25 protein-coding genes are annotated in these 25,261 nt (G+C 64.0%); 12 read left to right on the top strand and 13 right to left on the bottom strand.

The window, feature by feature from the left end; genetic code table 11:
- Positions 1 to 30 precede the first annotated feature (30 nt).
- The 4 genes from LOY69_RS26845 to LOY69_RS26830 all read right to left on the bottom strand — a co-directional run bounded on the left by LOY69_RS26845 (position 31) and on the right by LOY69_RS26830 (position 4,874).
- Entirely contained in the window at positions 31 to 798 is a 768-nt protein-coding gene (locus LOY69_RS26845) for an EboA domain-containing protein (RefSeq protein WP_265073838.1), read from the bottom strand.
- On the bottom strand, positions 795 to 1,679 hold the full coding sequence (locus tag LOY69_RS26840) for a UbiA family prenyltransferase (protein ID WP_102865274.1): 885 nt from the start codon (positions 1,677 to 1,679) through the stop codon (positions 795 to 797). Before LOY69_RS26840 ends, LOY69_RS26845 begins: the two co-directional genes overlap by 4 nt.
- On the bottom strand, positions 1,676 to 3,559 hold the full coding sequence (locus LOY69_RS26835; protein ID WP_102882389.1) for a 3-dehydroquinate synthase: 1,884 nt from the start codon (positions 3,557 to 3,559) through the stop codon (positions 1,676 to 1,678). Before LOY69_RS26835 ends, LOY69_RS26840 begins: the two co-directional genes overlap by 4 nt.
- 766 nt (positions 3,560 to 4,325) lie before the next feature.
- Complete coding sequence (locus LOY69_RS26830) at positions 4,326 to 4,874, bottom strand: cysteine hydrolase family protein (protein WP_265073837.1); 549 nt, start codon at positions 4,872 to 4,874, stop codon at positions 4,326 to 4,328.
- Positions 4,875 to 5,033: 159 nt separating this feature from the next.
- Between LOY69_RS26830 and LOY69_RS26825 the strand changes: the two genes are divergently transcribed.
- On the top strand, positions 5,034 to 5,975 hold the full coding sequence (locus LOY69_RS26825; RefSeq protein WP_413787151.1) for a GlxA family transcriptional regulator: 942 nt from the start codon (positions 5,034 to 5,036) through the stop codon (positions 5,973 to 5,975).
- A gap of 106 nt (positions 5,976 to 6,081) precedes the next feature.
- On the opposite strand, the gene LOY69_RS26820 is transcribed toward LOY69_RS26825, so the two are convergent.
- A complete protein-coding gene (locus tag LOY69_RS26820) occupies positions 6,082 to 10,368 on the bottom strand; it encodes a DEAD/DEAH box helicase (protein WP_265073835.1) in 4,287 nt (1,428 codons plus the stop codon).
- A gap of 220 nt (positions 10,369 to 10,588) precedes the next feature.
- Between LOY69_RS26820 and LOY69_RS26815 the strand changes: the two genes are divergently transcribed.
- Together LOY69_RS26815 and LOY69_RS26810 are read left to right on the top strand one after the other, a co-directional pair.
- Positions 10,589 to 11,473, top strand: a complete 885-nt coding sequence (locus LOY69_RS26815) for a sugar nucleotide-binding protein (protein WP_102865279.1) — start codon at positions 10,589 to 10,591, stop codon at positions 11,471 to 11,473.
- Positions 11,466 to 12,395 carry an NAD-dependent epimerase/dehydratase family protein gene (locus tag LOY69_RS26810; protein ID WP_265073834.1) on the top strand — a complete coding sequence of 310 codons (930 nt, stop codon included), beginning with the start codon at positions 11,466 to 11,468 and terminating at the stop codon, positions 12,393 to 12,395. The genes LOY69_RS26815 and LOY69_RS26810 overlap by 8 nt, the downstream gene beginning before the upstream one ends.
- 60 nt (positions 12,396 to 12,455) lie before the next feature.
- Here LOY69_RS26810 and LOY69_RS26805 read toward each other — a convergent pair whose 3' ends face one another.
- From LOY69_RS26805 to LOY69_RS26785, 5 genes are all read right to left on the bottom strand, one after another.
- Positions 12,456 to 13,154, bottom strand: a complete 699-nt coding sequence (locus tag LOY69_RS26805; protein ID WP_041120027.1) for an OmpW/AlkL family protein — start codon at positions 13,152 to 13,154, stop codon at positions 12,456 to 12,458.
- 178 nt (positions 13,155 to 13,332) lie between these two features.
- Positions 13,333 to 13,869, bottom strand: a complete 537-nt coding sequence (locus LOY69_RS26800; RefSeq protein WP_265073833.1) for a DUF3299 domain-containing protein — start codon at positions 13,867 to 13,869, stop codon at positions 13,333 to 13,335.
- 10 nt (positions 13,870 to 13,879) lie between these two features.
- Positions 13,880 to 15,145, bottom strand: a complete 1,266-nt coding sequence (locus LOY69_RS26795; RefSeq protein WP_102865281.1) for an ABC transporter permease — start codon at positions 15,143 to 15,145, stop codon at positions 13,880 to 13,882.
- Between the two features lies 1 nt (position 15,146).
- Complete coding sequence (locus LOY69_RS26790; protein WP_110596268.1) at positions 15,147 to 15,857, bottom strand: ABC transporter ATP-binding protein; 711 nt, start codon at positions 15,855 to 15,857, stop codon at positions 15,147 to 15,149.
- A gap of 63 nt (positions 15,858 to 15,920) precedes the next feature.
- Positions 15,921 to 16,514 carry a DUF2796 domain-containing protein gene (locus tag LOY69_RS26785; protein ID WP_265073832.1) on the bottom strand — a complete coding sequence of 198 codons (594 nt, stop codon included), beginning with the start codon at positions 16,512 to 16,514 and terminating at the stop codon, positions 15,921 to 15,923.
- Positions 16,515 to 16,648: 134 nt separating this feature from the next.
- On the opposite strand from LOY69_RS26785, the gene LOY69_RS26780 reads away from it, so the two are divergent.
- On the top strand, positions 16,649 to 16,990 hold the full coding sequence (locus LOY69_RS26780) for a hypothetical protein (RefSeq protein ID WP_102882381.1): 342 nt from the start codon (positions 16,649 to 16,651) through the stop codon (positions 16,988 to 16,990).
- Between the two features lie 105 nt (positions 16,991 to 17,095).
- Here LOY69_RS26780 and trxA read toward each other — a convergent pair whose 3' ends face one another.
- From trxA to LOY69_RS26765, 3 genes are read right to left on the bottom strand one after another with little or no spacing between them, the layout of a single operon-like run.
- Entirely contained in the window at positions 17,096 to 17,968 is an 873-nt protein-coding gene (gene trxA, locus LOY69_RS26775; protein WP_102882380.1) for a thioredoxin, read from the bottom strand.
- 31 nt (positions 17,969 to 17,999) lie between these two features.
- Positions 18,000 to 18,710, bottom strand: coding sequence for a class I SAM-dependent methyltransferase (locus tag LOY69_RS26770; RefSeq protein ID WP_213665104.1), 711 nt, complete (start codon positions 18,708 to 18,710; stop codon positions 18,000 to 18,002).
- Positions 18,707 to 19,165 carry a hypothetical protein gene (locus LOY69_RS26765; RefSeq protein WP_265073831.1) on the bottom strand — a complete coding sequence of 153 codons (459 nt, stop codon included), beginning with the start codon at positions 19,163 to 19,165 and terminating at the stop codon, positions 18,707 to 18,709. The genes LOY69_RS26770 and LOY69_RS26765 overlap by 4 nt, the downstream gene beginning before the upstream one ends.
- A gap of 129 nt (positions 19,166 to 19,294) precedes the next feature.
- On the opposite strand from LOY69_RS26765, the gene nrdR reads away from it, so the two are divergent.
- From nrdR to LOY69_RS26725, 8 genes are all read left to right on the top strand, one after another.
- Positions 19,295 to 19,759 carry a transcriptional regulator NrdR gene (gene nrdR, locus LOY69_RS26760; protein WP_019095943.1) on the top strand — a complete coding sequence of 155 codons (465 nt, stop codon included), beginning with the start codon at positions 19,295 to 19,297 and terminating at the stop codon, positions 19,757 to 19,759.
- On the top strand, positions 19,756 to 20,889 hold the full coding sequence (ribD, locus tag LOY69_RS26755; protein WP_102882378.1) for a bifunctional diaminohydroxyphosphoribosylaminopyrimidine deaminase/5-amino-6-(5-phosphoribosylamino)uracil reductase RibD: 1,134 nt from the start codon (positions 19,756 to 19,758) through the stop codon (positions 20,887 to 20,889). The genes nrdR and ribD overlap by 4 nt, the downstream gene beginning before the upstream one ends.
- Before the next feature lie 47 nt (positions 20,890 to 20,936).
- Positions 20,937 to 21,602: a riboflavin synthase gene (locus tag LOY69_RS26750; protein ID WP_047306287.1), complete on the top strand. Its 666-nt coding sequence runs from the start codon at positions 20,937 to 20,939 to the stop codon at positions 21,600 to 21,602.
- Positions 21,603 to 21,618: 16 nt separating this feature from the next.
- Positions 21,619 to 22,710: a bifunctional 3,4-dihydroxy-2-butanone-4-phosphate synthase/GTP cyclohydrolase II gene (ribBA, locus tag LOY69_RS26745; protein ID WP_102882377.1), complete on the top strand. Its 1,092-nt coding sequence runs from the start codon at positions 21,619 to 21,621 to the stop codon at positions 22,708 to 22,710.
- Between the two features lie 91 nt (positions 22,711 to 22,801).
- On the top strand, positions 22,802 to 23,278 hold the full coding sequence (gene ribE, locus LOY69_RS26740; RefSeq protein ID WP_003228649.1) for a 6,7-dimethyl-8-ribityllumazine synthase: 477 nt from the start codon (positions 22,802 to 22,804) through the stop codon (positions 23,276 to 23,278).
- Positions 23,275 to 23,775, top strand: a complete 501-nt coding sequence (gene nusB / locus LOY69_RS26735; RefSeq protein WP_102865291.1) for a transcription antitermination factor NusB — start codon at positions 23,275 to 23,277, stop codon at positions 23,773 to 23,775. Before ribE ends, nusB begins: the two co-directional genes overlap by 4 nt.
- An 18-nt stretch (positions 23,776 to 23,793) precedes the next feature.
- Complete coding sequence (gene thiL, locus LOY69_RS26730) at positions 23,794 to 24,759, top strand: thiamine-phosphate kinase (RefSeq protein WP_265073830.1); 966 nt, start codon at positions 23,794 to 23,796, stop codon at positions 24,757 to 24,759.
- Positions 24,756 to 25,259, top strand: coding sequence for a phosphatidylglycerophosphatase A (locus tag LOY69_RS26725; RefSeq protein WP_102865293.1), 504 nt, complete (start codon positions 24,756 to 24,758; stop codon positions 25,257 to 25,259). The genes thiL and LOY69_RS26725 overlap by 4 nt, the downstream gene beginning before the upstream one ends.
- The last annotated feature ends 2 nt before the right edge of the window (positions 25,260 to 25,261 follow it).

The following is a 25,261-nucleotide window of genomic DNA, read 5'->3' as shown; positions in this document are numbered from 1 at the left end:
AGAAAATTGAGTGGGTGCGCCGGTGTCGAATCAGGCGTCGGGTGGCAAGTGCTGGAGCCAGTGCGGTGGCAGTCGTCGCTGCTGGCACAGGTGGCGCAAGCGTTGGCGCTGGGCCTGGCTCAACAGCTCGAAGGCGATGGCATGGGGCAGTCCGTCGCTGACACTGCGGAACGCCGCCAACTGTTCTTCCATATGCTCCAGGGCCAGTTGGTTGAGGTCGACGCTGTGGCGCTGGGCCAGGCCTTTGACGCGGCCACTGTCCAGGCCCATGCCCAGGGTCTTGAGCAGCAACTGGTGAAAGGCCCGGTCGTGGTAGTGGCGAGCGGGAAAGGGGTTGTCCAGGGCGAGGGCGGCGAACACTTCACGGTTGTTGGTACGTCCTGCCTGGAGCGCAAGATCGATGCTGCGCCCTTCTGTGTCGAGGTCATCGAGGACCCTGAGCAGCACGCTTTTTTCCTGGTCGTCGCCCCACAGAAACAGCTGGCGCAGCAGGGCCAGTTGATCGCCGCCGGCCTGCTGTTCCAGCAGTTGCTCCAGGAGCAAGGCGCGGGCCAGTTGAGTCCGGTTCCAGCCTGGGCTGGCGCTGACCTCGGCGTTGCCAAAGCGCCGCTTGCACTGGCTGCTGAGCAGCACCAGGGTGTTGGCCGACGGTTGGCTGGCCAGTTGCTCCAGGGCGGCGTGCCACCAGCGGCGGTTCTCGTCGTCGAGCTGGTCGTCGAGTTGGCGGCGGCGTTCGGCAAAGGCCTCATGGCGCATGACGAGCGGGAGCGAGGCGGGGAAAGTGACGTCCATGGTCATGTCGGCTTGATCCAGCGTTGAAGGTGGGGCAGCAGAAAGAACACCAGCACGCACAGCAGGCTGCCCAGGGGTTGATTGGCCAGGGCCAGCACCAGGGCATCGAACAACGGCAGGGCGGCGAGGCCGGCACCGATAAAGGCACGAATCTGCCGTTGTTGCGGGTTGGCCAAATGACGCCGGTAGTGCCAGCCCAACCAGCCCAGCCACAGCAGCAGGACCAGCCAGAACACCCCGTTGTCTGCGTAAGCGGCGAGGGCCAGGGGGCTGAGCATCAGCAGCAGCGGCAGGCGGCTGAGCAGTTGGTTGCGATGCTCCAGTCGGGCCAGGTAGGTCAGGCCGGCGATGTAGGTGCCCAGCAGCGCGGCACACAGCCACAGCGGCTGCGGTGGCATGGCCAGGCTGGCGGCGGCGGTCAGGTACAGGGCCGAGCGGCAGCCGCCCATGAGCCAGACGCTGTGGGGGTATTTTTTGTGCAGCAGGTTGTAGGCCAGGATGAACAGCAGCAGCAAGCCGGCGCTGGCCAGCAGCCAATGGGGCTGCGCGATCAGGTGGCTCAGGCCCAGTACCGACAGCGCCGCCAGCAGCAACAGGGCGGCGGTGGCCAGGCTGACCTGAGTCCGGCTAACCAGGCCCAGGACAATCGGCCGCGGGTTCTGATGTTGCTGGTCCCAATCGGCATCCAGCAGGTCGTTGAGCAGCATCCCGGCCAGGTACAGCGCCGAGAGCGCCACCAGCAGCAGGGTCCACACCAGTGGCGAGGGCGGTGCCAGGGTGGTGGCGCTGCTGGCCAGCAACGCGGCGGCCAGGGCGTTGGTCCACACCGTCGGCAGGTTGGATACCCGGCCCAGGGTCAGCCAGGTGGTCAGGGAGGAGTGGCTCATTGGGCGCAGCCTTCGGTCCAGGCGAAGTCCGGCCCACCGAAACTGCTCAGACGCAGCAGGGCCTGCTCCATGACCGGCAGTTCGATGTGGTGCACATCGGTGGACTGGCCCAGGCGGTTGAGCATCGGGATCGACAACTGGCCACCCAGGTGCTGGCGAAACTCCTCCAGCCCCAGCAGCACCAGGGAGCGGCCCTGGGCATCCTGCAACCGCAACTCCGGCGGGCACAGGTTGAAGCCGAGCTTGTCCAGCAGCTGCAACAGGCGCTGGGTTTCAGCATGGCTCAGCAAGCCGGTGGCATTGGCATAGAGCGCGTCCAGGGCCATGCCCACCGCCACCGCCTCACCATGGCGCAAGCGATGCTGGCTGAGGTTCTCCAGCTTGTGCGCAGCCCAGTGCCCATAGTCCAGGGGGCGGCCATTGCCCCGTTCGAAAGGGTCGCCGGCCCCGGTGATATGGCCCAGATGCAATTGCGCACAGCGGAAGATGGCGTAGCGGCTGGCGCTGTGTTCAAAGCTCGCCAGGGCCTCGGCCTGCTGCTCCATCCACTGGAAGAATGCAGCGTCCTTGATCACGGCCACTTTCACCGCTTCGGCCAGCCCGGCGATCTGGTCCCGGGGTGACAGGCTGAGCAGCAGTTGGAAGTCGTTGATCACCGCCGTGGCTGGGTAGAAGGCGCCCAGCAGGTTCTTCTGGGCGAACGCGTTGATGCCGTTCTTGACCCCGATGCCGGCGTCGTTCTGGGCCAGCACCGTGGTCGGGATGCGGATCAGCCGCATCCCCCGATGAAAGGTGGCGCAGGCATAGCCGACGGCGTCCAGTACCGCGCCGCCGCCCAGGGCCAGCACATAGCAGTGGCGGTCCAGGCCGTGTTCAAGCATGTGGGCATACAACTGCTGGAGCACGTCCGGGGTCTTGCTCAGCTCGCCCGCCGGCACCGGGATCGGTGCGGCCTGCAGATGCAGGTCGGCGGCGTGGGCGCTGAAATAGGCGTCGATCTGTTGCGGCAGTTGTGGGCAGCACTGCAGCAATTGTTCATCGATGAACACCAGCACGGTGGTGCGTCCCTGTTGCGCCTGGACCAGTTGCCGGTGCAGGCAGGGATTGTCGGCCTGGAAAATGTGATCGGTGAACAGCACCGGGTAGTGGTAGCTCACCTCGAAGCGTCCTTCCAGAGGATGGTTTTGCTCCATCGGCGGCTGCGCAGCGCGAGGCTTGAGCAGGCTGCGGGCGCCCAGGACCAGCCCCGGCAGCACCATGCTGGCGAGAATGGTCGCCAGCAGTGCGTTCTGCTCCACCAGCAAACTGCCGATGGCGGCGTAGGCCAGGGCCAGCCCGGCATTGGCCAGGGTGGTGACCAGCAGGAACTGGCGCAGTGGATAACGCTGCATGCCCGCGGCCAGCACCGAGGTCTCTGCCAGCACTGGAACTCCGCGCAGGCAGATCAGCGACAGGGTGCTGAGGCGATAGGCCAGTTGCCCCGGCTGCCAGCTCCTGAGCCCCAGCCAGTTGGATAACAGGCGAAAGTAGCCGGCCCCCAGCCAGTAGCCCAGGCAGGCTCCCAGGCACAGGCCGATGAAAATCACCAGATAGCCGCCAACGGCGCCCAGAACCGCAACGGCCAGCAGCGCCACCAGGCTGGAAGGCACCGGCAAGAGCACGTCCAGGGCCAGCAGTGTGACCAGCAGCAGAGCGAGGCTGGTGCGTTGCACGGGATCGGAAGGGAGGAAGTTGCCAAGGTGATTCAGCAACTGTTGGATCTGTTGTTCAAACAGCAGGAAGCTGGCGACCACCAGGATCGAAAACAGCACTAACGAGAGCCAGTAATTTTCGGCCGCACCCTTGAATGAAAAAACTCGAGGCAATGAACTGCGCTTCATCAAGCATCCCTCTTGATTAATATGACTAATTCCGTGTCAGTCTCAGCTGGGGCAGGCGGGGGGGCGTCCGGTTATTGAACTCCTCGACAGTTCTTATTGGTTTTCTGGCGGCTGAAGAGCACTTCAGTGGCGAGTAGCTATCAACTTAGCCAAGGCCGCTGGATTTGCAAGTAAGGTGACTGAAGTGGCTCGCAAGGCTCTTTTCTGGCGCGCTGGGAAAGTATCGGGTTCGGCTGTTGATACTGTTGCAAACACCCTCCCTAGGGACGTGGTGCAACCTTGTTGCTTGGCTTTAAGGGCAATGAATCCGGGGTGGGGAGTCTTGTTATAGGTGGGTTCTGGCTTTTGTTATATGTTTTATTCGCTTTGGTTATATCGAGTTACAGGTAACCGTAAGAAGTAAGCACTGAGATTTATAAGTGTTGATGTTATTAGGCGTGAAGCGACTCTTGGTAAAGCTCAAGGCAGGATTTGAAATAATCGGGGTTAAAACATTTCCATTAGTCAGCTATTGAATGTCGACCATTGTTAATGGCGCCATTTATTTGACCGCTTTGAGTTGTGACGGCAAGAGTTTGGTCGCAACTAACAATTAGCTCGGATAACAAGAATCATTCGTAAGTAGTTCTGGAAGTTGTCTTGCTGGCGACAACAGGCGGTGTGGTGTCCTTGCCTGTGGATATCTGTCTGGGGCAGGTCTGCCTGCCCAGACACAAACGGCGGTGAGGCTGAGCTCACCGCCATCGTCGGCGCAGAATGCAAGCGATCAGGCTGCGAGGAACTCTTCGGTGGACAGGACATCGGCGTAGGCGAATGCCAGGGCCGACATCACCGCGCTTTGTACTTGCGCCGCCGGTACTCGCTGGCCGTTGAACTCCAGGTCGAGGGTGGCACAGGCGTCGTGTATCACCTTGACCGGGTAGCCCAGGTCGGCAGCAGCCCGTGCGGTGCCCTCTACGCACATGTGGCTCATGTTGCCCACGATCACCAGTTCATCGATGCCCAGTTGCTGGAGGATCGCCTGCAGCTCGGTTTCCCGGAACGAGTTGACGAAGTGCTTGAGCACCACGGGTTCGTCGGCGCGGTTCAGCACCTTGGGGTGCAAGTGCGCACCCTCGGAGCCTGGGGTGAAAAAGGGCGCGCTGTCGGAGGTGAATTCGTGGCGGATGTGCACCACCGCTTGCGCCTTTTGGCGAAAGGCCTGGATCAGCCTTGCCGCGTTGTCCGCCGCCGCGTCGACCCCGATCAGGGGCCATTTGCCGTGGGCGAAGTAGTCGTTCTGGATATCGATTACGATGAGCGCCTGTTTGGCCATGGGTGTTGCCTCCAAGTGAGTGGATAACCTGGGGCCCAGTATCGGTGGCCCTTGCTCCCAGGAGGATTGGCCGCATCGACATTAACAGGGGGAAAACTGACAGTGGGCATTCAAGGCTCGGTCGCCGAACTGGGCGTACTGCTTTATCCCGGGGTGCAGATGGCGGCGGTGCATGGTCTGACCGATCTGTTCGAAGTGGCCAATCGGATTGCCGGTGAACAGCCCCTGGCGCAACTGCCGCGGTTGCGGGTCAGCCATTGGCAAGCCTCTGAGGCACAAGGCCCACGGCGGATCTATGACAGCCAGGAGGGAGAGAGCGGCAGCCTGCTGGCCGTGGTGATACCGCCTTCGTTGGCAGGTTTTTCCGCGAACCAGTCGTCCTCTGCCCTGGTGAGCTGGTTGCGCCAGCAGCATGCGGCCGGCGCCACGCTTGGCGGTGTCTGTGTGGGCTCGATCCTGCTGGCCGAGAGTGGCCTGCTCGATGGCCGCAGCGCCACCACCCACTGGACCTCGGCCAAGGCGTTCGCCGCCCGTTATCCACAGGTGCGCCTGGAGGCCGACCAACCCATAGTCGACGATGGCGACCTGATCACCACGGCCGGGTTGATGGCCTGGGCCGAACTGGGACTGCGCCTGGTGGACCGCCTGCTGGGGCCGAGCATCGCCAGTGCCACGGCGCGTTTTCTAGTGATGGAGCACAGCGACAGCGCCAGCCAGTGCGGCAGCAATTTCGCGCCGATCCTCAACCATGGTGATGGGGCGATCCTCAAGTTGCAGCACTGGCTGCAGGCCAATGGCGCGGTGGATGTGTCGCTGCCGACGATGGCGCAACAGGCGGGTCTTGAAGAGCGCACCTTGCTGCGACGTTTCCGCGCCGCCACCGGCCTCAAACCGACCCAGTACTGCCAGCACCTGCGGGTGGGCAAGGCGCGGGAGATGCTGGAGTTCACCAACGGCACCATCGATCACATCGCCTGGACCGTGGGTTACCAGGACCCGGCGACCTTTCGCAGCCTGTTCAAGAAAATCACCGGTCTGGCCCCCAGCGAATACCGCAACCGCTTCGGTGTGTCTCCCAGTGCCGCCAATCGGGGGCAATAGGCTCGGCGCCGGTTAAGTCTGATCCCATAGCCGTTGCACAGGCGGGGCAATGGGCCGGGATTGACGGGGCCGCCTTCGCCGGCAAGCCGGCTCCTGCGGGGGAAGGTCAGTGCTGGATGAGTTTGTTGCGCAGGGCCTGGGCGGCCTCGGGTTCCAGTTCCAGCCACCAGTGTTGGGTGCCGCCGATCTCGGCCGCGGCGGGCAGGCCGTCGCGATACACCAGGCGGTTGCCACTGAGTGCCGCTACCTTGGGCCCGGGCAGCAGGGTGCCGGCAAGGTTCAGCGGGTCCACGCCACACACCGCGATCAGGCTGCCGTCATGGGGCCGGCGGCGTACCTCCCGTAGCAGCGCGATGGCTTCCGGCAGGGCGAACTGCTCGCCGGCCAGACCGCTGACAAAGCGCCCGCCACGGATCTCTCCCCGGGCTTCCAGCCGATGGAAGGTGCGCAGCAGTTCGCGCCAGCTGGGCAGCCAGTCCGCCTCGCGTTCCAGCAGTCGCCAGAACACCACGCCGTAACGGCGCAGCAAGGTCATGGCCACCTGTTCCAGGGTGGCTGTCGAGTCTTGAGTCACTGAACGACGCAGCAAGGCCCAGCGTCCGGCATCGTCCATGCCACCGACAAAGGCCCCGCGACCTCGTCGGCTGCTGCGGTTCTGGCGTTTGCTCGCCGGTGTAATCAGGGCGCGCAGTCCGGCGAAACTGTCGGCGTTCACCAGGCCGGCGCCCACCAGTTCCTGGAGCACGCTTTCCAGTTCGCTGCGTAGCAGGTGGGCTTCGTGCAGCAGCTCATCAAAAAACAGAGCGCCTTGCTGGCTCAGTACGCTGTGGACTTTCTGCGCCCTGGGCGAGAGCTCGTGGCTGTCGGCCGGGCAGGTCAATGCGCTCCAGAGAGCGGCCTGGGAGCGTGGCAGCAGCACGATCGGCGTACTGCGCAGGGCGCTGCTGGCGGTCTTGCCCGTGCTGTTGATCCGGCTCCAGACTACCTTGCCGCTGCGGCACAGCTCATCCAGCCAATTGGCGGAGTAATCCTTGATCCGCGCCGGCAGCAGGTCGCTGTCCCAGGCTGAGGCCGCCGCCGGGTAGCCTGCGAGCTGGCTGACCACTTCGGCGAGCATGGCGCTGCCCTGGCCTTGGGTGCCTGGGGACAGGTGCTGCCAGTCGAACAGGAAGCGCATGAAGTCCTGCAGGGCCACCGGTTCGATCTCCCGGCGCAAGCGCTTCACCGTGTAGCGGTGAATTCGCGCCAGCAGATGGCGTTCGCACCACTGTTCTTCTTGGCAATCGGGGCTGAAGCGCCCCCGCAGTACATAGCCTTCGGTTTCAAGCTGGACCAGGGCCTGGGCGATTTGCCCGGGAGGCAGTCCCAGGGGGGCGGCGATCTGGCTCAGGGTCTGGGGGGCAAAGCCGCTGAGGCGCGCGCGAATCAGTTCCACTCGCGCAGGTTCCGGGTCCCAGGCCTGATCGAAGCCGGGCACAGGGTTCAGGGCCGGCTGCAAGGGCGCTTGGGGATACAGGGCTTGCAGGCAGGTGATGCGCTCCAGCGCCAGCCACAGCTGTTCACTGGAGCCCACCGGCAAGCGGCAGGCACGGCCTTGGGCTGCCAGGGTTGCCAGCCATTGCGGCCACTGGGGGTTGGCTTGGGCTTCAGCCTCGCTGATGGCGGCGAGGCTCATCAGGGCTTCGTGCATTTCATCGGCCGTGGCCGGGTTTGGCCACGCCTCTTCAGCCACGGCGGTTATGGCGTCCGCATCCAGGGCGCCGAGGTCGTCGGTGGTTTGCGGGTCGCTCCAGCGCCGCGCCAATACCGCCTGAGTGCGACGCTCTTCAAGGGGCGCGTCATCGAGAAAGGTGTAGGGCTTGGCGCTGAGAATTTCCGCCGCCAGGGGCGAGGGCGCTGGTAACTCGCGGCTCAGCAGGCGCACCTGGCCCTGTTCCATGCGCCGCAACAGCTGCAGCCAGCCTTCGCTGTCCATGGCGTCGTGCAGGCAGTCGTCGAGGGTCTGTTCCACCAGCGGGTGATCGGGAATTTCCCGTTCGCCGGCGAGGTTTTCCAGGCAGGCGATCTGGTCGGGAAACACACTGGCGATCAAGTCTTCGCTTTTCATCCGCTGGATCTGCGGCGCCACTTTGCGCCCGCCGCTGTAGCGCGGCAGAGCCAGGGCGATCCCGGCGTTCCAGCGCCAGCGCACGCCGAACAGCGGGGCGTCCAGCAGCGCCTGGATGAGGATGTGCTCGGCGCTGTTGCTGTGCAGATACCGCCAGACTTCATCCAGGGCGAAGCTGTGGCTGGTAGACAGCGACAGGACGATGGCGTCCTCGCTGGCGGCAGCCTGCAGTTCGAAGTTGAAGGTGCGACAGAAACGCTTGCGCAGGGCCAGGCCCCAGGCGCGGTTGATGCGGCTGCCGAAGGGGCTGTGGATCACCAGTTGGGTGCCGCCGGATTCGTCGAAGAAACGCTCCATGATCAGCGTGTCCTGGGACGGCAGGGCGCCCAGGGCCAGGCGCGCGGGCGCCAGGTAGTCCACCAGTTGCTCGGCGCTGGCGCGGTTCAGCCCCAGCGCCTGCTGCAGCCAGTCGATGGCCGGTTGCAACTGGCCCGGAGTCGCGCTGAGCTGGGCGTCGAGTTGCGCCAGCAGGCGGGCCACGGCGCTGGACAGCTCGGCGCTGCGCCCCGGGGCTTCACCGAGCCAGAAGGGGATGTTCGGCGGCTGGCCCTGGGCGTCCTCGACCCGCACTTTTCCGGTTTCCACCCGCAAGATGCGGTAGGAGGTATTGCCCAGCTGGAACACGTCGCCGGCAATGCTTTCCACGGCGAAGTCTTCGTTGACGCTGCCGATGTTCAGGCCCTGGGGTTCCAGCAGCACGCTGTAGTCGGCGTTGTCGGGAATGGTGCCGCCGCTGGTGACCGCCGTCAGCTTGGCTCCACGACGGCCGCGCAGGGTGCGGGTCAGGGCATCACGATGCAGATAGGCGCTGCGCAGGCCCTGGCGACCGTTGAAGCCTTCGGCAAGCATCTGCAGCAGGGCCTGGTAGTGGGCCTGATCCAGGTCGGCGTAAGGCGTGGCCCGGCGCAGCAGGTCCAGCAGCGCTCCTTCCGGCCATTCCTGGCAGCTGACTTCGGCGACGATCTGCTGGGCCAGCACATCCAGCGGCGCATGGGGGATCAGCAGACTGTCCAGCTCGCCGCGGTGCACGCAGTCCAGCAGAGCGGCGCATTCGATCAGGTCGTCCCGGGTCAGGGCAAACAATCGGCCCTTCGGGGTGCCGCCGACCTGGTGGCCGGAGCGCCCGACGCGCTGTAAAAAGGCCGAGATCGAGCGCGGCGAGCCGATCTGGCACACCAGATCGACATCACCGATATCGATGCCCAGCTCCAGGGAGGCAGTGGCGATCAACACTTGCAGGTCCCCGGCCTTGAGCCGCTGCTCGGCCTCCAGGCGCTGCTCCTTGGCCAGGCTGCCGTGGTGCGCGGCCACCGCCTGTTTGCCCAGGCGTTCGCTCAGGTGCCGGGCCAGCCGCTCGGCCAGGCGTCTGGTGTTGACGAAAATCAGCGTGGTGCGGTGTTCCCGGCTCAGGGCGGCGAGACGCCCGTACACCAGCTCCCAGACATCATTGGACATGACTGCCGACAGCGGTACGGGCGGCACTTCGATATCCAGGTCCCGGGGGCGGGCATGGCCGATGTCGACGATGTCGCAAGGCCGCTCATGCCCCACCAGAAAACGTGACACGGCCTCGATGGGCTTCTGCGTGGCCGACAGACCGATGCGCAACAGGGGCTCGGCGCACAGCGCCTGCAAGCGCTCCAGGCTCAGGGCCAGATGGCTGCCGCGCTTGCTCCCGGCCAGGGCGTGGATCTCGTCGACGATCACGCTGCGGGTGCTGGCCAGCATCTTGCGCCCGGAGTCCGAACCCAGCAGCACGTAGAGCGATTCCGGGGTGGTGACGAGAATCTGCGGCGCGCTCTTGCGCATGGCGTTGCGTTCTTTCTGCGGGGTGTCGCCCGTGCGCACCGCGGTGCGGATGCACAGCTGCGGCAGGCCCATCAATCGCAGTTGTTCGATGATGCCGGCCAGCGGCTGCTGCAGGTTGATCTGGATATCGTTGCTCAGGGCCTTGAGCGGCGAGACGTAGACCACCAGGGTGGCGTCCGGCAACTGGCCGCCAGCGGCCAGGCCCTGGCGCACCAGGTCATCGATCACGGCGAGAAAGGCGGTGAGGGTCTTGCCCGAGCCGGTGGGGGCGGCGATCAGGGTCGAGCGGCGCTGGGCGATCAACGGCCAGGCGCGGGCCTGGGCCGTGGTCACGGCGGCAAAGGTGCGCTCGAACCAGGCGCTGACGGCGGGATGAAAACCGTCCAGGACCGGGTTCATGGATTCGGCGAGGGTCATGGATGGGTTTATGCGGCCGCTCGGGGCAACTTGCAAGTAGCGTGCTGTGCAGCTGGCGCCGCAGTCGGCGCAGAGGGCACAAGGTCGCACCGACACTTTCTCAGTGACGCTTGCGCCACAAACCCGCAAAATGCAACGATTCCGGCAATTCTCGACGGTCAAACCCACGGGACTGGCCGATCCAAACCATCGTTCTGAACAGACTGGGCCTGCTGACTCTATGCGAATGCGCCTTATGTTACTGGGCGGCGGAAATGCCCTTGGGCAGGCGCTGATTCGCCTGGGTGCGGAGGAGGACATCGGTTTCCTCGCCCCCCGTCCGCCGCAAGACGGTTGGGATGCCGCGAGCCTCACGCAACTGCTCGACGACACCCGCCCGGATGCCTTGATCAACCTGGCTTACTACTTCGACTGGTTTCAGGCGGAGACGGTGAGCGAGGCACGCCTGAGTGCTCAGGAGCGCGCGGTCGAACGGCTGGCGGAGCTTTGCCAGCATCACAACATCATTCTTGCGCAGCCTTCGAGCTATCGAGTGTTCGACGGTTCCCGGGCCACCGCCTACAGCGAGAAAGACGAGCCGGTGCCCTTGGGGCTGCGCGGTCAGGCACTGTGGCGGATCGAGCAGAGCGTTCGTGCCACCTGTCCGCAGCACGTCTTGCTGCGTTTCGGCTGGTTGCTGGACGACAGCTCCGACGGCATTCTCGGGCGTTTCCTGGCTCGGGCCGAATCCCCGGAAGAACTGTTGATGGCGGACGACCGTCGGGGCAATCCGACCCCGGTGGACGACGCCGCGCGGGTGATCATCTCGGTGCTCAAGCAGCTCGATTGTGCCGCGCCGCTGTGGGGCACCTATCACTATGCCGGTCAGGAAGCGACCACGCCCCTGGCTCTGGGCCAGGCGGTGCTGACAGAAGCACGGCAACTGCACCCGCTGGCCATCGAGGCCCCTACTGCCCAGGCCCATGCCGCCTGTGGCGATGCTGCCGAAGAACCGCAGCACGCGGTGCTGGCCTGCAAGAAGATTCTTCATACCTTCGGGATCAAGCCGCGCGCCTGGCGTGCCGCGCTCCCGGCCTTACTGGATAGGTTTTATCGTCATGGCTGATGGCCCTGTATTGATCACCGGCGGCGCCGGTTTCATTGGTTCGCACTTGACCGACGCCCTACTCGCCAAGGGCTACTCGGTGCGGGTGCTGGACGACTTGTCCACCGGCAAACCGAGCAACCTGCCGCTGGACGACCCGCGGGTAGAACTGATCGAGGGCGACGTCGCCGACGCGGGGCTGGTGAGCCGTGCCATGCAAGGCTGTTGCGCCGTGGCGCATCTGGCGGCGGTGGCCTCGGTACAGGCCTCGGTGGACGATCCGGTGCAGACTCACCAGAGCAATTTCATCGGCACCCTGAATGTCTGCGAGGCCATGCGCCAGTGCGGCGTCAAACGGGTGTTGTTCGCCTCCAGCGCGGCGGTCTATGGCAACAACGGCGAAGGCCAGTCCATTGATGAGGACACGGCCAAGGCGCCGCTGACCCCTTATGCGTCGGACAAGCTGGCCAGCGAGCATTATTTTGATTTCTATCGGCGCCAGCATGGCCTGGAACCGGCGATCTTCCGCTTCTTCAATATCTTTGGCCCGCGTCAGGACCCGTCCTCGCCCTATTCCGGGGTCATCAGCATCTTCAGCGAGCGGGCCCAACAGGGACTGCCCATTACCGTGTTCGGCGATGGCGAGCAGACTCGGGACTTTGTTTACGTCGGTGATCTGGTGCAGGTGCTGGTGCAGGCCATCGAGGCACCGCAGCTTGAAGTGGGGGCGGTCAACGTCGGCCTGAATCAGGCCACCACCCTCAAGCAGATGCTTACGGCCCTGGCCGAGGTGGTCGGCGAATTGCCTGCCATCAGCTACGGTCCGGCCCGGGCCGGTGACATCCGTCATTCCCGCGCCAGCAACCAGCGTCTGCTGCAGCGTTTCACGTTTCCCGAGCCGACTCCGATGAGTGTCGGCCTCGCCCGCCTGATGGGGCGCTGAGGGAAAGTGCAGGCATGAAAAAGGCGCCTTTCGAGGCGCCTTTTTTCATTGTCGGCGGGCTTAGAACTTGTAGCCCAGACCCACCATGTAGACCCAAGGATCAACGTCGACATTGACCTTGGCGCGGGTGCCGGCGGCCAGGGCGTTGTTATCCACATACGCACGGGTATCGATATCGATGTAGCGCACCTGGGCGTTGACCATGATCTTGTCGGTCAGCATGTAGTCGGCACCGACCTGCCAGGCCAGGCCCCAGGAGTTCTTGGCGCGGAAATTGTCGAAACCTGCGGCCTGGGCGCGGCTGCCGACGTGCTCGTCGTAGATCCAGGTGTAGTTGATACCGGCACCGACGTAGGGTTGGAACGCCGATTTGCTATCCAGCGGGTAGTACACAACGCTCAGGGTCGGCGGCAGGTGCTTGAGGGTACCGAGCTTGCCGTTGGCGGCGGCCAGGGAGGTGTCCTTGATCTTCACATCGTGTTCGAACGGGGTGGCGGCCAGCAGTTCGATACCGACGTTATTGGTCACCATGTAGGCGAAGTTCAGACCCAGCTGAGTGTCGCTGCTCATGGTCGCCTTGCCGCCCAGGTTGGCGCCGGCCAACGGGCCGCTGTCGACCTTGACGTCGGAGCTGTTGGCTTTTGGATTGACGGTAATGGCACCGGCGCGGATCAGGATATCGCCAGCTTCATGGGCGTTGGCAATCGGGGCGGCGAGTGCGAGCGCGATCAGGGAAGCGCTAAGCAGAGACTTGTGCATGGGAGCTCCAAAGGACGATTCAAATTGGCTATGTCCAATGGTAAGGATCGTCAAGTTGACTGCCTTGACTCAGCTCAATGAAATGGCGAACCCCGGTGGCAGGGCTGAACTATTCTTTTGTTCTGCACTCTTTTGGCCTGGTGCCCGAACCCTGTCCGAGCCGGCACCGCTGCTGCACTCACTCCTGCAACTCATAGACATAGATCTTTTGCGCCGCCATCTGGTAGCCGGCGTCCGCCAGCTCGCTGGTAGAGGGTTTGACCTGCATGGCGCCCTCGATCCAGTAAGGCTGATGCAGCTCGTCGAGCTTTACCCCGAGCTCGCTGGTGACGTGGACGATCTGGTTCGACGGCGGTGGTGGCACGTGGATGCAGGCGCCGAAGTAGGGCACCAGGAGAAACTCCGTGGTGCGGCCTTCCTCGTTTACTTCCAGGGGCACTATATAGCCGGGCAGGCGCACCGTCTGGCCGTCCAGGCTCTTCACCACCGGCGCATTGGGTAGGTCCTGCTTGGCGGCGGGGGCCGATTCGGCGGCCAGTGCATCGCTCATCTGCGACAGGTCGTGCAGCGGCTGCATGTTCGGCACTTCCGGCGGCGCGTCCGGCGGGATCATTTCCGACCAGGTCAGATCCTTCGGTGCTCCGGCCGCCCACAACGGCGTGGCGATCAGCAGCGACAGGGCAAGCAGGGGGCGCAGTAGGCGTTGGGCTTTCATAAAGCGGTGCTCATAAACGAATCGACAGGCCATCGGCCAGGGATTGCCGGTAGGCGCGCCAGGCCGGCACGCTGCCCATCAGCAGCGCGGCGATCAGGATACCGCCCAGCAACGTCCACTCATACTGGCTGGGCCAGGACAGCGGCAGGTACAGGCCATAGTTCGATTGCACGTAGCCCTGGGCCAGGGCGATGCCCAGGTACAGCAGGCCCAGGCCGGCCAGGACCCCGAACAGTGCCAGGGCGAACGCCTCCAGTACCAGCAGGGTTGCAATATGCCAGGGACGGGCGCCTACCGAACGCAGGATGGCCATCTCCCGACGACGCTCGTTGAGGCTGGTGAGGATCGCCGTGAGCATGCCGATCAGGCCGGTAAGAACCACGAACAGCGACACCACGAACAAGGCTTTCTCGGCGGTGCCCATCAGGCTCCAGAGTTCCTGCAGGGCCACGCCGGGCAGGATCGCCAGCATCGGCTCGCCGCGAAATTCGTTGATCTCCCGTTGCAGGGCGAAGGTCGAAATCTTGCTGTTGAGGCCAAGCATGAAGGCGGTGATCGCCTGGGGCGTCAGGTCCAAGTTGCGCGCCTGATCGGCAGTAATACGACCGTCGCCACGGGCTGGCACGCCGTTGTGCCAGTCGATGTGGATCGCCTCCATACCGCCCAGGCTGATATGCAGCGTGCGGTCCACCGGAGTACCGGTGCGCTTGAGGATACCCACCACGGTGAAGGGCTTGTCGTCATGCTTGACCAGGCTGATGGCCGCCACGCCGTGGGCCAGCACCAGCTTGTCGCCAAGTTTGTAGTGCAGGGCATCGGCGACTTCGGCCCCCAGTACCACCTCGAAAGGATCACTGGCGAAAGCCCGGCCCACGGCCAGTTGCAGGCTCTGCTGATGACCGTACTGGTAGTGCTGGAAGTAGGCCTCGGTGGTGCCCATGACCCGGTAGCCACGATGGGAGTCGCCCAGCGAAATCGGGATCGCCCACTTCACCTTTGGGTTGTTGGCGAAGTGCTCGAAGCTGTCCCAGCGGATGTTGTTGGTGGCGTTGCCGATGCGAAACACCGAGTACAACAGCAGGTTCACCGAGCCGGAGCGGGCGCCGACGATCAGGTCGGTGCCGCTGATGGTGCTGGCGAAACTGGCCCGGGCTTCGGTGCGGACCCGTTCCACCGCCAGCAGCAGGCAGACCGAGAGAGCAATGGCGAAGGCGGTGAGGATCGCGGTGAAGCGGCGGTTAGCCAGGCTGGCCATGGCTAGACGGAACAGATACATCTCAGACCTCTGCGGGCGTGGCGGCGCGATTGAGTTCGGCCAGCGACAGGTTGCGATCAAACAGCGGCGCCAGGCTCTGGTCATGGCTGACGAACAGCAGGCTGGCTCCAGCCTCGCGGCACTCGGCGAAGAGCAGTTGGATGAAGGCTTCCCGGGCGTCGTAGTCCAGCGCCGAGGTGGGTTCGTCGGCGATCACCAGCTCTGGCTGGCCGATCAGGGCCCTGGCGGCGGCGACCCGTTGCTGTTGACCGATGGACAGCGAGTCGGCACGACGGCCGAGCAGGTCGGGGTCCTTCAGACCCAGATGGGCCAGCAAAGTGGCGGCCGCCTGATCGACGCTGCCGTGGCGCTGAATGGCGCGGCTGGCCCGCAGTTTGGAGAAGTGGCAGGGCAGTTCGACGTTCTCGCGCACCGAGAGAAACGGCAGCAGGTTGAACTGCTGGAAGATGTAGCCAGTGTGATCGACGCGAAAGCGGTCACGTGCTCCGGCGGCCAGCTCGGTCAGCTCCTGGCCCAGCAGGCGGATGCTGCCCTGGTTGGGTTTCTGCACCCCGCCCAGCAAGCCCAGCAGTGTGGTCTTGCCGCTGCCGCTGGGGCCCTTGAGGAACAGTGTTTCGCCGGCTTCCAGGCGGAAACTCGGGATGTCCAGCAACTGAGGGTGGCCGGGCCAGCTGAAGCCCAGGTCGGACAGTTCGATAAGTGCTTGGGTCATGTTGGGCCGATCATGCAGTGAGTGGTGTAGCCGCTGCTGGAGCTGCGGCTACAGGCGCAGCGCTTAGAACTTTAGGGTGGCAGCCTTGGCGGTGGCTTCGACACCTTGCTGGCCGTTTGGCGAAATCAGTTGTACCTGAATTTTCTGGGTGGCGGGGAAGGTCTTGAAGACTTGTCCCAGGTCGAGGTTCTTCAGGGCGTCCGGCTTGGCGCAGGTGAACTGGTAGTGAGCGTGGATCTCGCTGTGTTCGTGGTGATGTTCATGACCTGCCGCGTCCTTGTCATCGTCATCGTGGGCATCGGCATCGGGCTTGTCGCCGAACAGCGGGCTCTCCAGTTCCTGTTTGGCCACGGTGCAGGCGGCGGCCTTGGGCAGGCTGAACAGCGCCAGGGGCTGTTCCAGTTGAGTGCGGGCGGCAGCGACCTTGGCTTTGTCGGCGTCGGTGCTGGGGGCGTGTTCGAACCCCACCAGGTTCATCGCCGGGCTTTCCAGTTCCAGCTCCAGGGCCTGGCCGTCGAGCACTGCGTTCAAACGGGCCACGCCGTGTTCGTGGGCGCCGAGGCTGCCGTGTTCATGCTCGTGATCATGGGCTTGCGCGGCCTGGGCAACGGCCAGCGGCAACAGGGCGAAGGGCAGGGCGAGTAGCAGACGGCGCATAGCAAGTCTCCAGGGCGAAGATGAAATAAATGTTATGTGATCTTATAACAATTGGCCGCAGAGTTTGACCGCCCGCTTGGCGTTGCGCAAGACGCGTGGGAGCATGCTCGTCAGAAAAATGTGGGAGCACAGCGATGTTGCGGATTCGTGGAAGCATCGGCGATTGGCCGGTGGATTTGACCCTGGAACTGGACGAAGGCGATTGGGCGCAACTGGGCGCGCAGTTGCAGGCGGCCAAGCCTGAAAGTGTCGCGGTAGCTACCCGGCCGGCCAGTCAGGACGATGCGTTGTGGCAGACCGCCAAGGATCTGTTGCGCAAGGCGGGCCAGATCAGCGGGCCCGAGTTGCTGGAGCAGTTGCAGGGGCTGACCGGCAGCGCGGCGGCGGGCAAGCGTTTGCTGGTGCGCTTGCGCCACTGCGCCGAGGTCAAGGTGATCAGCGGCGCCGATACGCCGCTCTACAGCTGGGTGCAATGATCCTGTAGGAGCCAGCTTGCTGGCGAACGCGTTCGGTCTGTCAGAACCCTTTCGCTGGCAAGCCAGCTCCTACACAAGCCAGTTGCATGAGCCGGCACATCCTGCTCAGTACAGCGCGGCGAACAGTTTGCGGCGATACGCGGTCACTAGCGGGTGATCGTTGCCCAACAGGTCGAAAACTTGCAGCAGGGTCTTGTGGGCAATGCCTTCGTTGTAGCTGCGGTTGCGCATGAAGAGTTTGAGCAAGGCTTCCAGCGCCGCTTCGTATTGCTGGCGGGCCAGTTGCTGGATCGACAGCTGGTAGGTTGCCTCGTCGTCCAGCGGGTCCTTGGCCAGGCGCGCCTTGAGGTCGGCGGCATCCGGCAGATCCGCCGCTTGCTTGAGGAAGGTGATCTGCGCCTTGGCACCGGCCAGGGCAGCCTTGTGTTCATCGCTCTTGACCGCGTCGAGCACGGTCTGGGCTTCGCCCAGTTCGCCGCGCTCGGCCAGGCAGCGGGCGTAGAGAATCAGGGCCTTAGCGTTGCTGTTGTCTTCCCCCAGCAGCACTTTGAGGAGGGCCTCGGCGTCGCCGATACGAGCGTCGTTGAACAAGGCTTCGGCCTGCTCCAGCGGGTCGGCGGCAGGGGGTGGCGGCATCTGCACATGGGGTTCGAGCATGGCCCGTACTGCGGATTCCGGTTGTGCGCCGGCAAAGCCGTCCACCGGTTGACCGTCCTTGAACAGCACCACAGTGGGCAGGCTGCGGATGCCGAAGCGGGCGACGATGTCCTGCTCGATATCGCAGTTGACCTTGGCCAGCAGCAACTCGCCCTGATAGCTCTCGGCGATCTGTTGCAGCATCGGCATCAGCGCCTTGCAGGGCGCGCACCATTCTGCCCAGAAGTCCACCAGGACCGGTTTGTGGAAGGAGTTCTCGATCACCGACTGGTCGAAATCAGCGGTGCGGGCGTCGAAGATATACGGCGTGTCCTGACTCATGGGGTATCTCGAATAAGCGGGAATGGAACCACTATAAAGTTGCGCGAAGTAGATCGCTATTGCCCGTGGCAGCCGGGTCGTCGGTGAATGGCCGCTGCGCGTGATACAGGCTCACGTTGCGAAACTCCCAAGGCTCGGCCAGGTCAGGCAGAGTCAGGGCGTTGAGCATTTCCAGGCGCTGATACAGCGGGTGCTGGAAGTCCCTGACCCGGGAATCCGCCACCAGGGCTTCGCGGCCGCGGCTGAGGAATTCATCCAGCAGCGGCAGGTTGGCTCGGTCATAGAGCACGTCCGCCACCAGGATCAGGTCGAAGCGATCAGCCTCGGCGAAAAAGTCCGTTGAATAGCTCAGTTCGACGTCGTTGAGTGCGGCGTTGGCCCGGCAGGCGGCGATGGCCAGTGGATCGAGGTCGCAGGCCACCACTTCCAGGGCGCCGGCCTTGGCCGCGGCAATCGCCGCCACCCCGGAACCGGCACCGAAGTCCAGCACCCGCTTGCCTTGCACCCAGTGCGGGTGTTCGGCCAGGTAACGGGCCAGGGCCAGGCCGCTGGCCCAGCAGAAACTCCAGTAAGGCGGTTCATGGAGAATGCGTCGGGTTTCTTCCGGGGTGAAGGCGCGGTCCATGTTCTGGGCGTCGATCAGCCAGAGTTTCAGGCGCGTGTCGGGCAGCTCGCAGGCCACCAGTTGCGCATCACCCAGCAGCTCGCTTAGGGCGTCTTGCAGGTCGAGCGGTACCTTCATGGGGCTTTGACGAATTGCAGTGGTCCCAGGGCCTGGGTGGTGGGTTGGTCGATGCGCAGCGCCGGCAGGTGCAGGATCAACTGGCCGGATTGGCTGGCGCGGCCGCGCAGTTCGACCCGGGCGCCGGCGGGGAAGGCGTCGGGAGCGAAACGCAGGCGAAAGGGCAGGGCCTGGTTGGTGCCGGTCAAGTTGTTGCTGGCCAGCAAGCGTTGCGGACGGCCGCGCTCATCGATCACCAGCAGCGCCAGCTCGACGTTGGCGCCGGCCGGCACCCCATCGAGGGTACCGCTCAGTTCCCGCTGGTAGGCCGGCAAGGGCCCAAGATCGGCAGGTTCCTGATTTTTTTGCGTGGTCTGTTGCTGTGAAGAAGAGGGGGCCGCAGGTTTCGGGGCATCGCTGCTGCAAGCGACCAGCAGGCTGACGAGACTGAGCAAAACGAGCGGTCTGAGCGGCATCTGAAGCTCCAACAAGGCGAATGTCCATGTGCGAAACATAATAGTCGGTCTGTATACCGTAAAGGCTATGGCTTGTCTTGCCAGTGGGATGCGCTACCATGGCCCTCCCTTTTTTTGTTGCCTGCCACCATGCACTGTCCCTTCTGCGGTGCCAACGACACCAAGGTCATCGACTCGCGTCTGGTCGCCGAGGGCGAACAGGTGCGCCGCCGGCGTGAATGCCTGGCCTGTGGTGAACGCTTCACCACCTTCGAAACCGCCGAACTGGTGATGCCGCGCCTGATCAAGACTGACGGCAGCCGTCAGCCCTTCGACGAAGAAAAACTGCGCGCCGGTATGCAGCGCGCCCTGGAAAAACGCCCGGTCAGTGTCGAGCGTCTGGAGGCGGCGCTGGTGCACATCAAGCACAAGCTGCGGGCCACTGGCGAGCGCGAAGTCAAATCCCTGGTCGTGGGTGAACTGGTGATGACCGAGCTGCAGAAGCTCGATGAAGTCGCCTATATCCGTTTCGCTTCGGTCTATCGACGTTTCCAGGATCTCAACGAATTCCGCGAAGAGATCGACCGTCTCGCCCGCGAGCCGGCCAAGCAATGAGCCTGTCCCCGGAGCAAGCGGTACTCGACGCGCACTACATGGCCCGTGCCCTGGAACTGGCGCGCAAGGGCCGGTATTCCACCCATCCCAACCCTCGCGTCGGCTGTGTCATCGTTCGCGACGGCCAGGTGGTAGGCGAAGGCTGGCATGTGCGTGCCGGTGAACCCCACGCTGAAGTCCATGCCCTGCGTGCCGCCGGGGAACTGGCCCGTGGCGCCACGGCTTATGTGACTCTCGAGCCTTGCAGCCATCACGGCCGCACACCGCCTTGCGCCGATGCCCTGGTCAATGCCGGGGTGGCGCGGGTGGTTGCGGCGATGCAGGACCCGAACCCGGAAGTGGCCGGTCGCGGTTTACAGCGTCTGGCCCAGGCCGGCATCGATACCCACAGCGGTGTACTGGAAGCCGAGGCCCGTGCGATCAACAAGGGTTTCCTGAAACGCATGGAGCACGGCCTGCCTTATGTGCGGGTCAAGCTGGCGATGAGTCTCGACGGTCGCACTGCTATGGCCAGTGGCGAGAGCCAATGGATTACCGGGCCTGCCGCTCGTTCTGCGGTGCAGCGTCTGCGGGCCGAATCTTCGGTGGTGCTGACCGGTGCCGACACAGTGCTGGCGGATGACGCCCGGCTGACCGTCCGCGCCGCTGAGCTGGGCCTGGACCCTGAGCAGACTGCCCTGGCCATGAGTCGCCCACCGCTGCGGGTGTTGATCGATGGTCGTTTGCGGGTGCCTCTCGACGCGCCGTTCTTCAAGGCCGGACCGGTGTTGGTGGCCACCTGTGCGGCCGTGGAAGAGCAATATGCCAACGGCCCGGAGTGCCTGATCGTTCCCGGCCCCGATGGCCAGGTCGACCTGCATCGCTTGCTGTTGGAGCTGGCCGCCCGTGGCGTCAATGAAGTGCTGGTGGAAGCCGGCCCGCGGCTGGCGGGAGCCTTTGCCCAGCAGGGTCTGGTGGACGAGTACCAGATCTTCGTCGCCGGCAAGTTCCTCGGTTCCTCGGCGCGGCCGTTGCTGGACTGGCCGCTGGCGCAGATGAGCGAGGCACCGTTGCTCAAGATCATTGAAATGCGTGCGGTGGGCGATGACTGGCGAGTCACTGCCATCCCGGCCCCGCCAGCGAGCGTATAATTCCCGACTTTCGCCTACCCGGCGGCCCTGTTCTCGAGGAGGACTCCATGTTCACCGGCATCATCGAATCCATCGGCAGCATTCGCGCATTGACCCCAAAAGGCGGAGATGTGCGGGTCTATGTAGAAACCGGCAAGCTTGATCTGGCCGACGTCAAACTGGGCGACAGCATCGCGGTGAACGGCGTCTGCCTGACTGCGGTTGAGCTGCCTGGCGATGGTTTCTGGGCCGATGTCAGCCGCGAGACCCTCGATTGCACGGCCTTCCATCAGTTGAAAGCCGGCAGCCGGGTCAACCTGGAGAAAGCCCTGACCCCGACCACCCGTCTGGGCGGTCACCTGGTCAGCGGTCACGTCGACGGTGTCGGCGAAGTGGTGGCGCGGGAAGAAAATGCCCGGGCCATTCAGTTCCGCATCCGCGCACCGAAAGAACTGGCCAAGTACATCGCCCATAAAGGCTCGATCACCGTCGACGGCACCAGCCTGACGGTCAACGCGGTCAATGGCGCCGAGTTCGAGCTGACCATCGTGCCCCACACCCTGGCGGAAACCATCATGGCCGACTACCGGCCGGGTCGGCAGGTCAACCTCGAGGTCGACCTGCTGGCGCGCTACCTGGAACGCCTGCTGTTGGGTGACAAGGCGGCTGAAGCCACCACCGGCGGCACCATTACCGAAAGTTTTCTGGCCGCTAACGGCTATCTCAAATCCTGACCCAAGGGGGTGCCGCGTGGCGCTCAACAGCATCGAAGAACTGGTTGAAGACATCCGCCAAGGCAAGATGGTCATCCTCATGGATGACGAAGACCGCGAGAACGAAGGCGACCTGATCATGGCCGCCGAGTGCTGCAAGGCCGAACACATCAACTTCATGGCCAAGCACGCCCGTGGCCTGATCTGCATGCCCATGAGCCGCGAGCGCTGCGAACTGCTCAAGCTGCCGCTGATGGCGCCGCGCAACGGTTCGGGCTTCGGCACCAAGTTCACCGTCTCCATCGAGGCCACCGAAGGCGTGACCACCGGCATCTCCGCCGCTGACCGTGCGCGTACCGTACAAGCGGCAGCGGCCAAGGACGCTAAGGCCGAGGACATCGTCAGCCCGGGTCACATCTTCCCGCTGATGGCCCAACCCGGCGGTACCCTGGCCCGTGCCGGCCACACCGAAGCCGCCTGCGACCTGGCGCGCATGGCCGGTTTCGAGCCAAGCGGGGTGATCTGCGAAGTGATGAACGACGACGGCACCATGTCCCGTCGTACCGAACTGGAAGCCTTCGCCGCTGAACACAACATCAAGATCGGCACCATCGCCGACCTGATTCACTATCGGATGATCCACGAACGTACCGTTCAGCGGATTGCCGAGCAGCCCCTGGACAGCGAATTGGGCCAGTTCAACCTGGTGACCTATCGTGATTCGGTGGAAGGCGACGTGCACATGGCCCTGACCCTGGGCGATATCTGTGCTGAAGAGCCGACCCTGGTGCGCGTGCATAACATGGACCCGCTGCGCGACTTGCTGATGGTCAAGCAGCCGGGCCGCTGGAGCCTGCGCGCGGCCATGGTCAAAGTGGCCGAGGCCGGCAGTGGCGTGGTGCTGTTGCTGGGTCACCCGCTGGATGGCGATGTACTGCTGGCGCACATCCGTGAAACAGCGGAACACCAGCCGGTGAAGAAACCCACCACCTACAGCATCGTCGGTGCCGGTTCGCAGATCCTTCGCGACCTGGGCGTACGTAAAATGCGCCTGATGAGTGCGCCGATGAAGTTTAATGCGATATCCGGTTTCGACCTGGAAGTTGTAGAATACGTGCCCTCCGAATAAAAGCCGGTCGTTTCCGGCTTGAAATTCGCGGTTCAAATATCACTGAAGAGCGTGTGCTAGACACGCTCTGGCTCTTTAAGAGATTTGTCGAATGACCCTGAAGACCATCGAAGGTACCTTCATCGCCCCTAAAGGCCGCTATGCCCTGGTGGTCGGCCGTTTCAACAGCTTCGTCGTCGAAAGCCTGGTCAGCGGCGCGGTTGACGCCCTGGTTCGCCATGGCGTGAGCGAAAGCGACATCACCATCATCCGTGCCCCTGGCGCCTTCGAAATTCCGTTGGTCGCGCAGAAAGTCGCACAGAAAGGTGAGTTCGCGGCGATCATCGCCCTGGGCGCGGTCATTCGTGGCGGTACTCCGCACTTCGAATACGTGGCCGGCGAATGCACCAAGGGCCTGGCCCAGGTGTCCATGGAGTTCGGCGTACCAGTGGCCTTCGGCGTGCTGACCGTTGACTCGATCGAACAAGCCATCGAACGTTCCGGCACCAAGGCCGGCAACAAAGGTGCTGAAGCTGCCCTGTCCGCCCTGGAAATGGTCAGCCTGCTGGCGCAGTTGGAGGCCAAGTGATTAGCGACGATAGCGATCGTTTCAACCCGCGCGATCCCAAGCCTGCCAACGCCGGCAAGCCATCCAAGAGCGCCAAGCGTCGCGAAGCCCGTCAGCTCGCGACCCAGGCGCTGTACCAATGGCACATGGCCAAGCATTCGCTGAACGAGATCGAAGCGCAGTTTCGGGTCGACAACGATTTCACTGACATCGACGGCGCCTACTTCCGGGAGATCCTGCACGGAGTTCCGGCCAACAAGAACGAGATCGACAACGCGCTCGTGCCTTGCCTGGACCTGGCCATCGATGAGCTGGACCCGGTTGAACTGGCGGTACTGCGGCTGTCCACCTGGGAACTGCTCAAGCGCGTCGACGTGCCGTACCGCGTTGTGATCAACGAAGGTATCGAACTGGCCAAGGTTTTCGGTTCCACCGACGGCCACAAGTTCGTCAACGGTGTTCTCGACAAGCTGGCCCCACGCCTGCGTGAAGCTGAAGTGAAGGCGTTCAAGCGCTGAACCGCGCTTGCAGCTGCCATGGGCGAGTTTGAGCTGATCCGTAACTTCTTCGCTGCCGCGCCTTGTGCGCAAGGCGGCGAGGGTGTTGCCCTGGGGATTGGTGACGACTGCGCCTTGCTGGCGGTTGCTCCGGGCGAGCAGTTGGCGATTTCCACCGACACCCTGGTGGCCGGTGTGCATTTCGCCGATCCCTGCGACCCCTATCTTTTAGGCCAGCGCTCCCTGGCGGTGGCTGTCAGCGATCTGGCTGCCATGGGCGCCACTCCGCTGGCCTTTACCCTTGCCCTGACCCTGCCGACGGTAAGCGCCGATTGGCTGCAGGCCTATGCCCGCGGCCTGAACGCCATGGCCCAGAGTTGCGACGTGCGCCTGATTGGTGGCGACACCACTCGTGGCTCGCTGACCTTGACCCTGACCGTCTTCGGGCGAGTGCCCGCAGGCCTTGCCCTGACCCGCGGTGGTGCCCGTGTGGGTGATTTGCTGTGCGTCGGCGGTGAGTTGGGCAATGCCGCCGGAGCCCTGCCGCTGGTCCTGGGCCAGCGCAGCGCTGATGCAACCATCGCCGCCCCCTTGCTGGCTCACTACTGGTCACCGCAACCGCAATTGGCCCTGGGCCAGGCACTGCGGGGCAAGGCCACCTCGGCCCTGGATATCTCCGATGGCCTGCTGGCCGATTGCGGGCATATCGCGGCCGCTTCGAAGGTCGCCTTGCAGGTGGAGGTGGAGAAATTGCCACTGTCGCCGGCATTGTTGAGCTTTCTTGGCGAACAGGGTGCCCGCGCTGCGGCCTTGAGTGGCGGCGATGACTATGTCCTGGCCTTTACCTTGCCGCCTGCCGAGCTGGCGCCGCTGTTGGCGGCTGGTTGGCCGGTGCAGGTGGTGGGGCAAGTGGTGGCCGGGCAGGGCGTGACCCTGCTGGACGCCGGCGGCCAGGACATCACCCCCGGCACCCGGGGTTATCAACACTTTGCGGAGACACCGTGACAGATCATCCCAAACAGGTCCCGGCGGAGTTCGTACCGCCGTCGGTCTGGCGTAATCCCTGGCATTTCCTGGCGTTCGGTTTTGGTTCCGGCACCTTGCCCAAGGCGCCAGGCACCTGGGGCTCGCTGGTTGCACTACCCTTTATCCCGCTGTGGCAGATGTTGCCGGACTGGGGCTACTGGCTGATGCTCGGCGTCACCATGCTGTTCGGCTTCTGGCTGTGCGGCAAGGTCGCCGACGATCTGCGGGTGCATGACCACGAAGGTATCGTCTGGGACGAGATGGTCGGCATGTGGATCACCCTGTGGCTGGTGCCCGAGGGCTGGTACTGGCTGTTGGCGGGGTTTCTAATGTTCCGTTTCTTCGACATTCTCAAGCCGTGGCCGATTCGCTGGGTCGACCGGCATGTGCATGGCGGTGTCGGCATCATGCTCGATGATGTGCTGGCTGGCGTGTTTGCCTGGTTGGCGATGCAAGGGCTGGTGTGGTGCTTCAACTGAGG

Origin of the sequence: Pseudomonas sp. B21-059 (assembly GCF_026016285.1) — a bacterium.
In the GTDB taxonomy this organism is placed as follows: domain Bacteria; phylum Pseudomonadota; class Gammaproteobacteria; order Pseudomonadales; family Pseudomonadaceae; genus Aquipseudomonas; species Aquipseudomonas danubii.
This window is presented reverse-complemented; position numbering and strand designations above follow the sequence as displayed.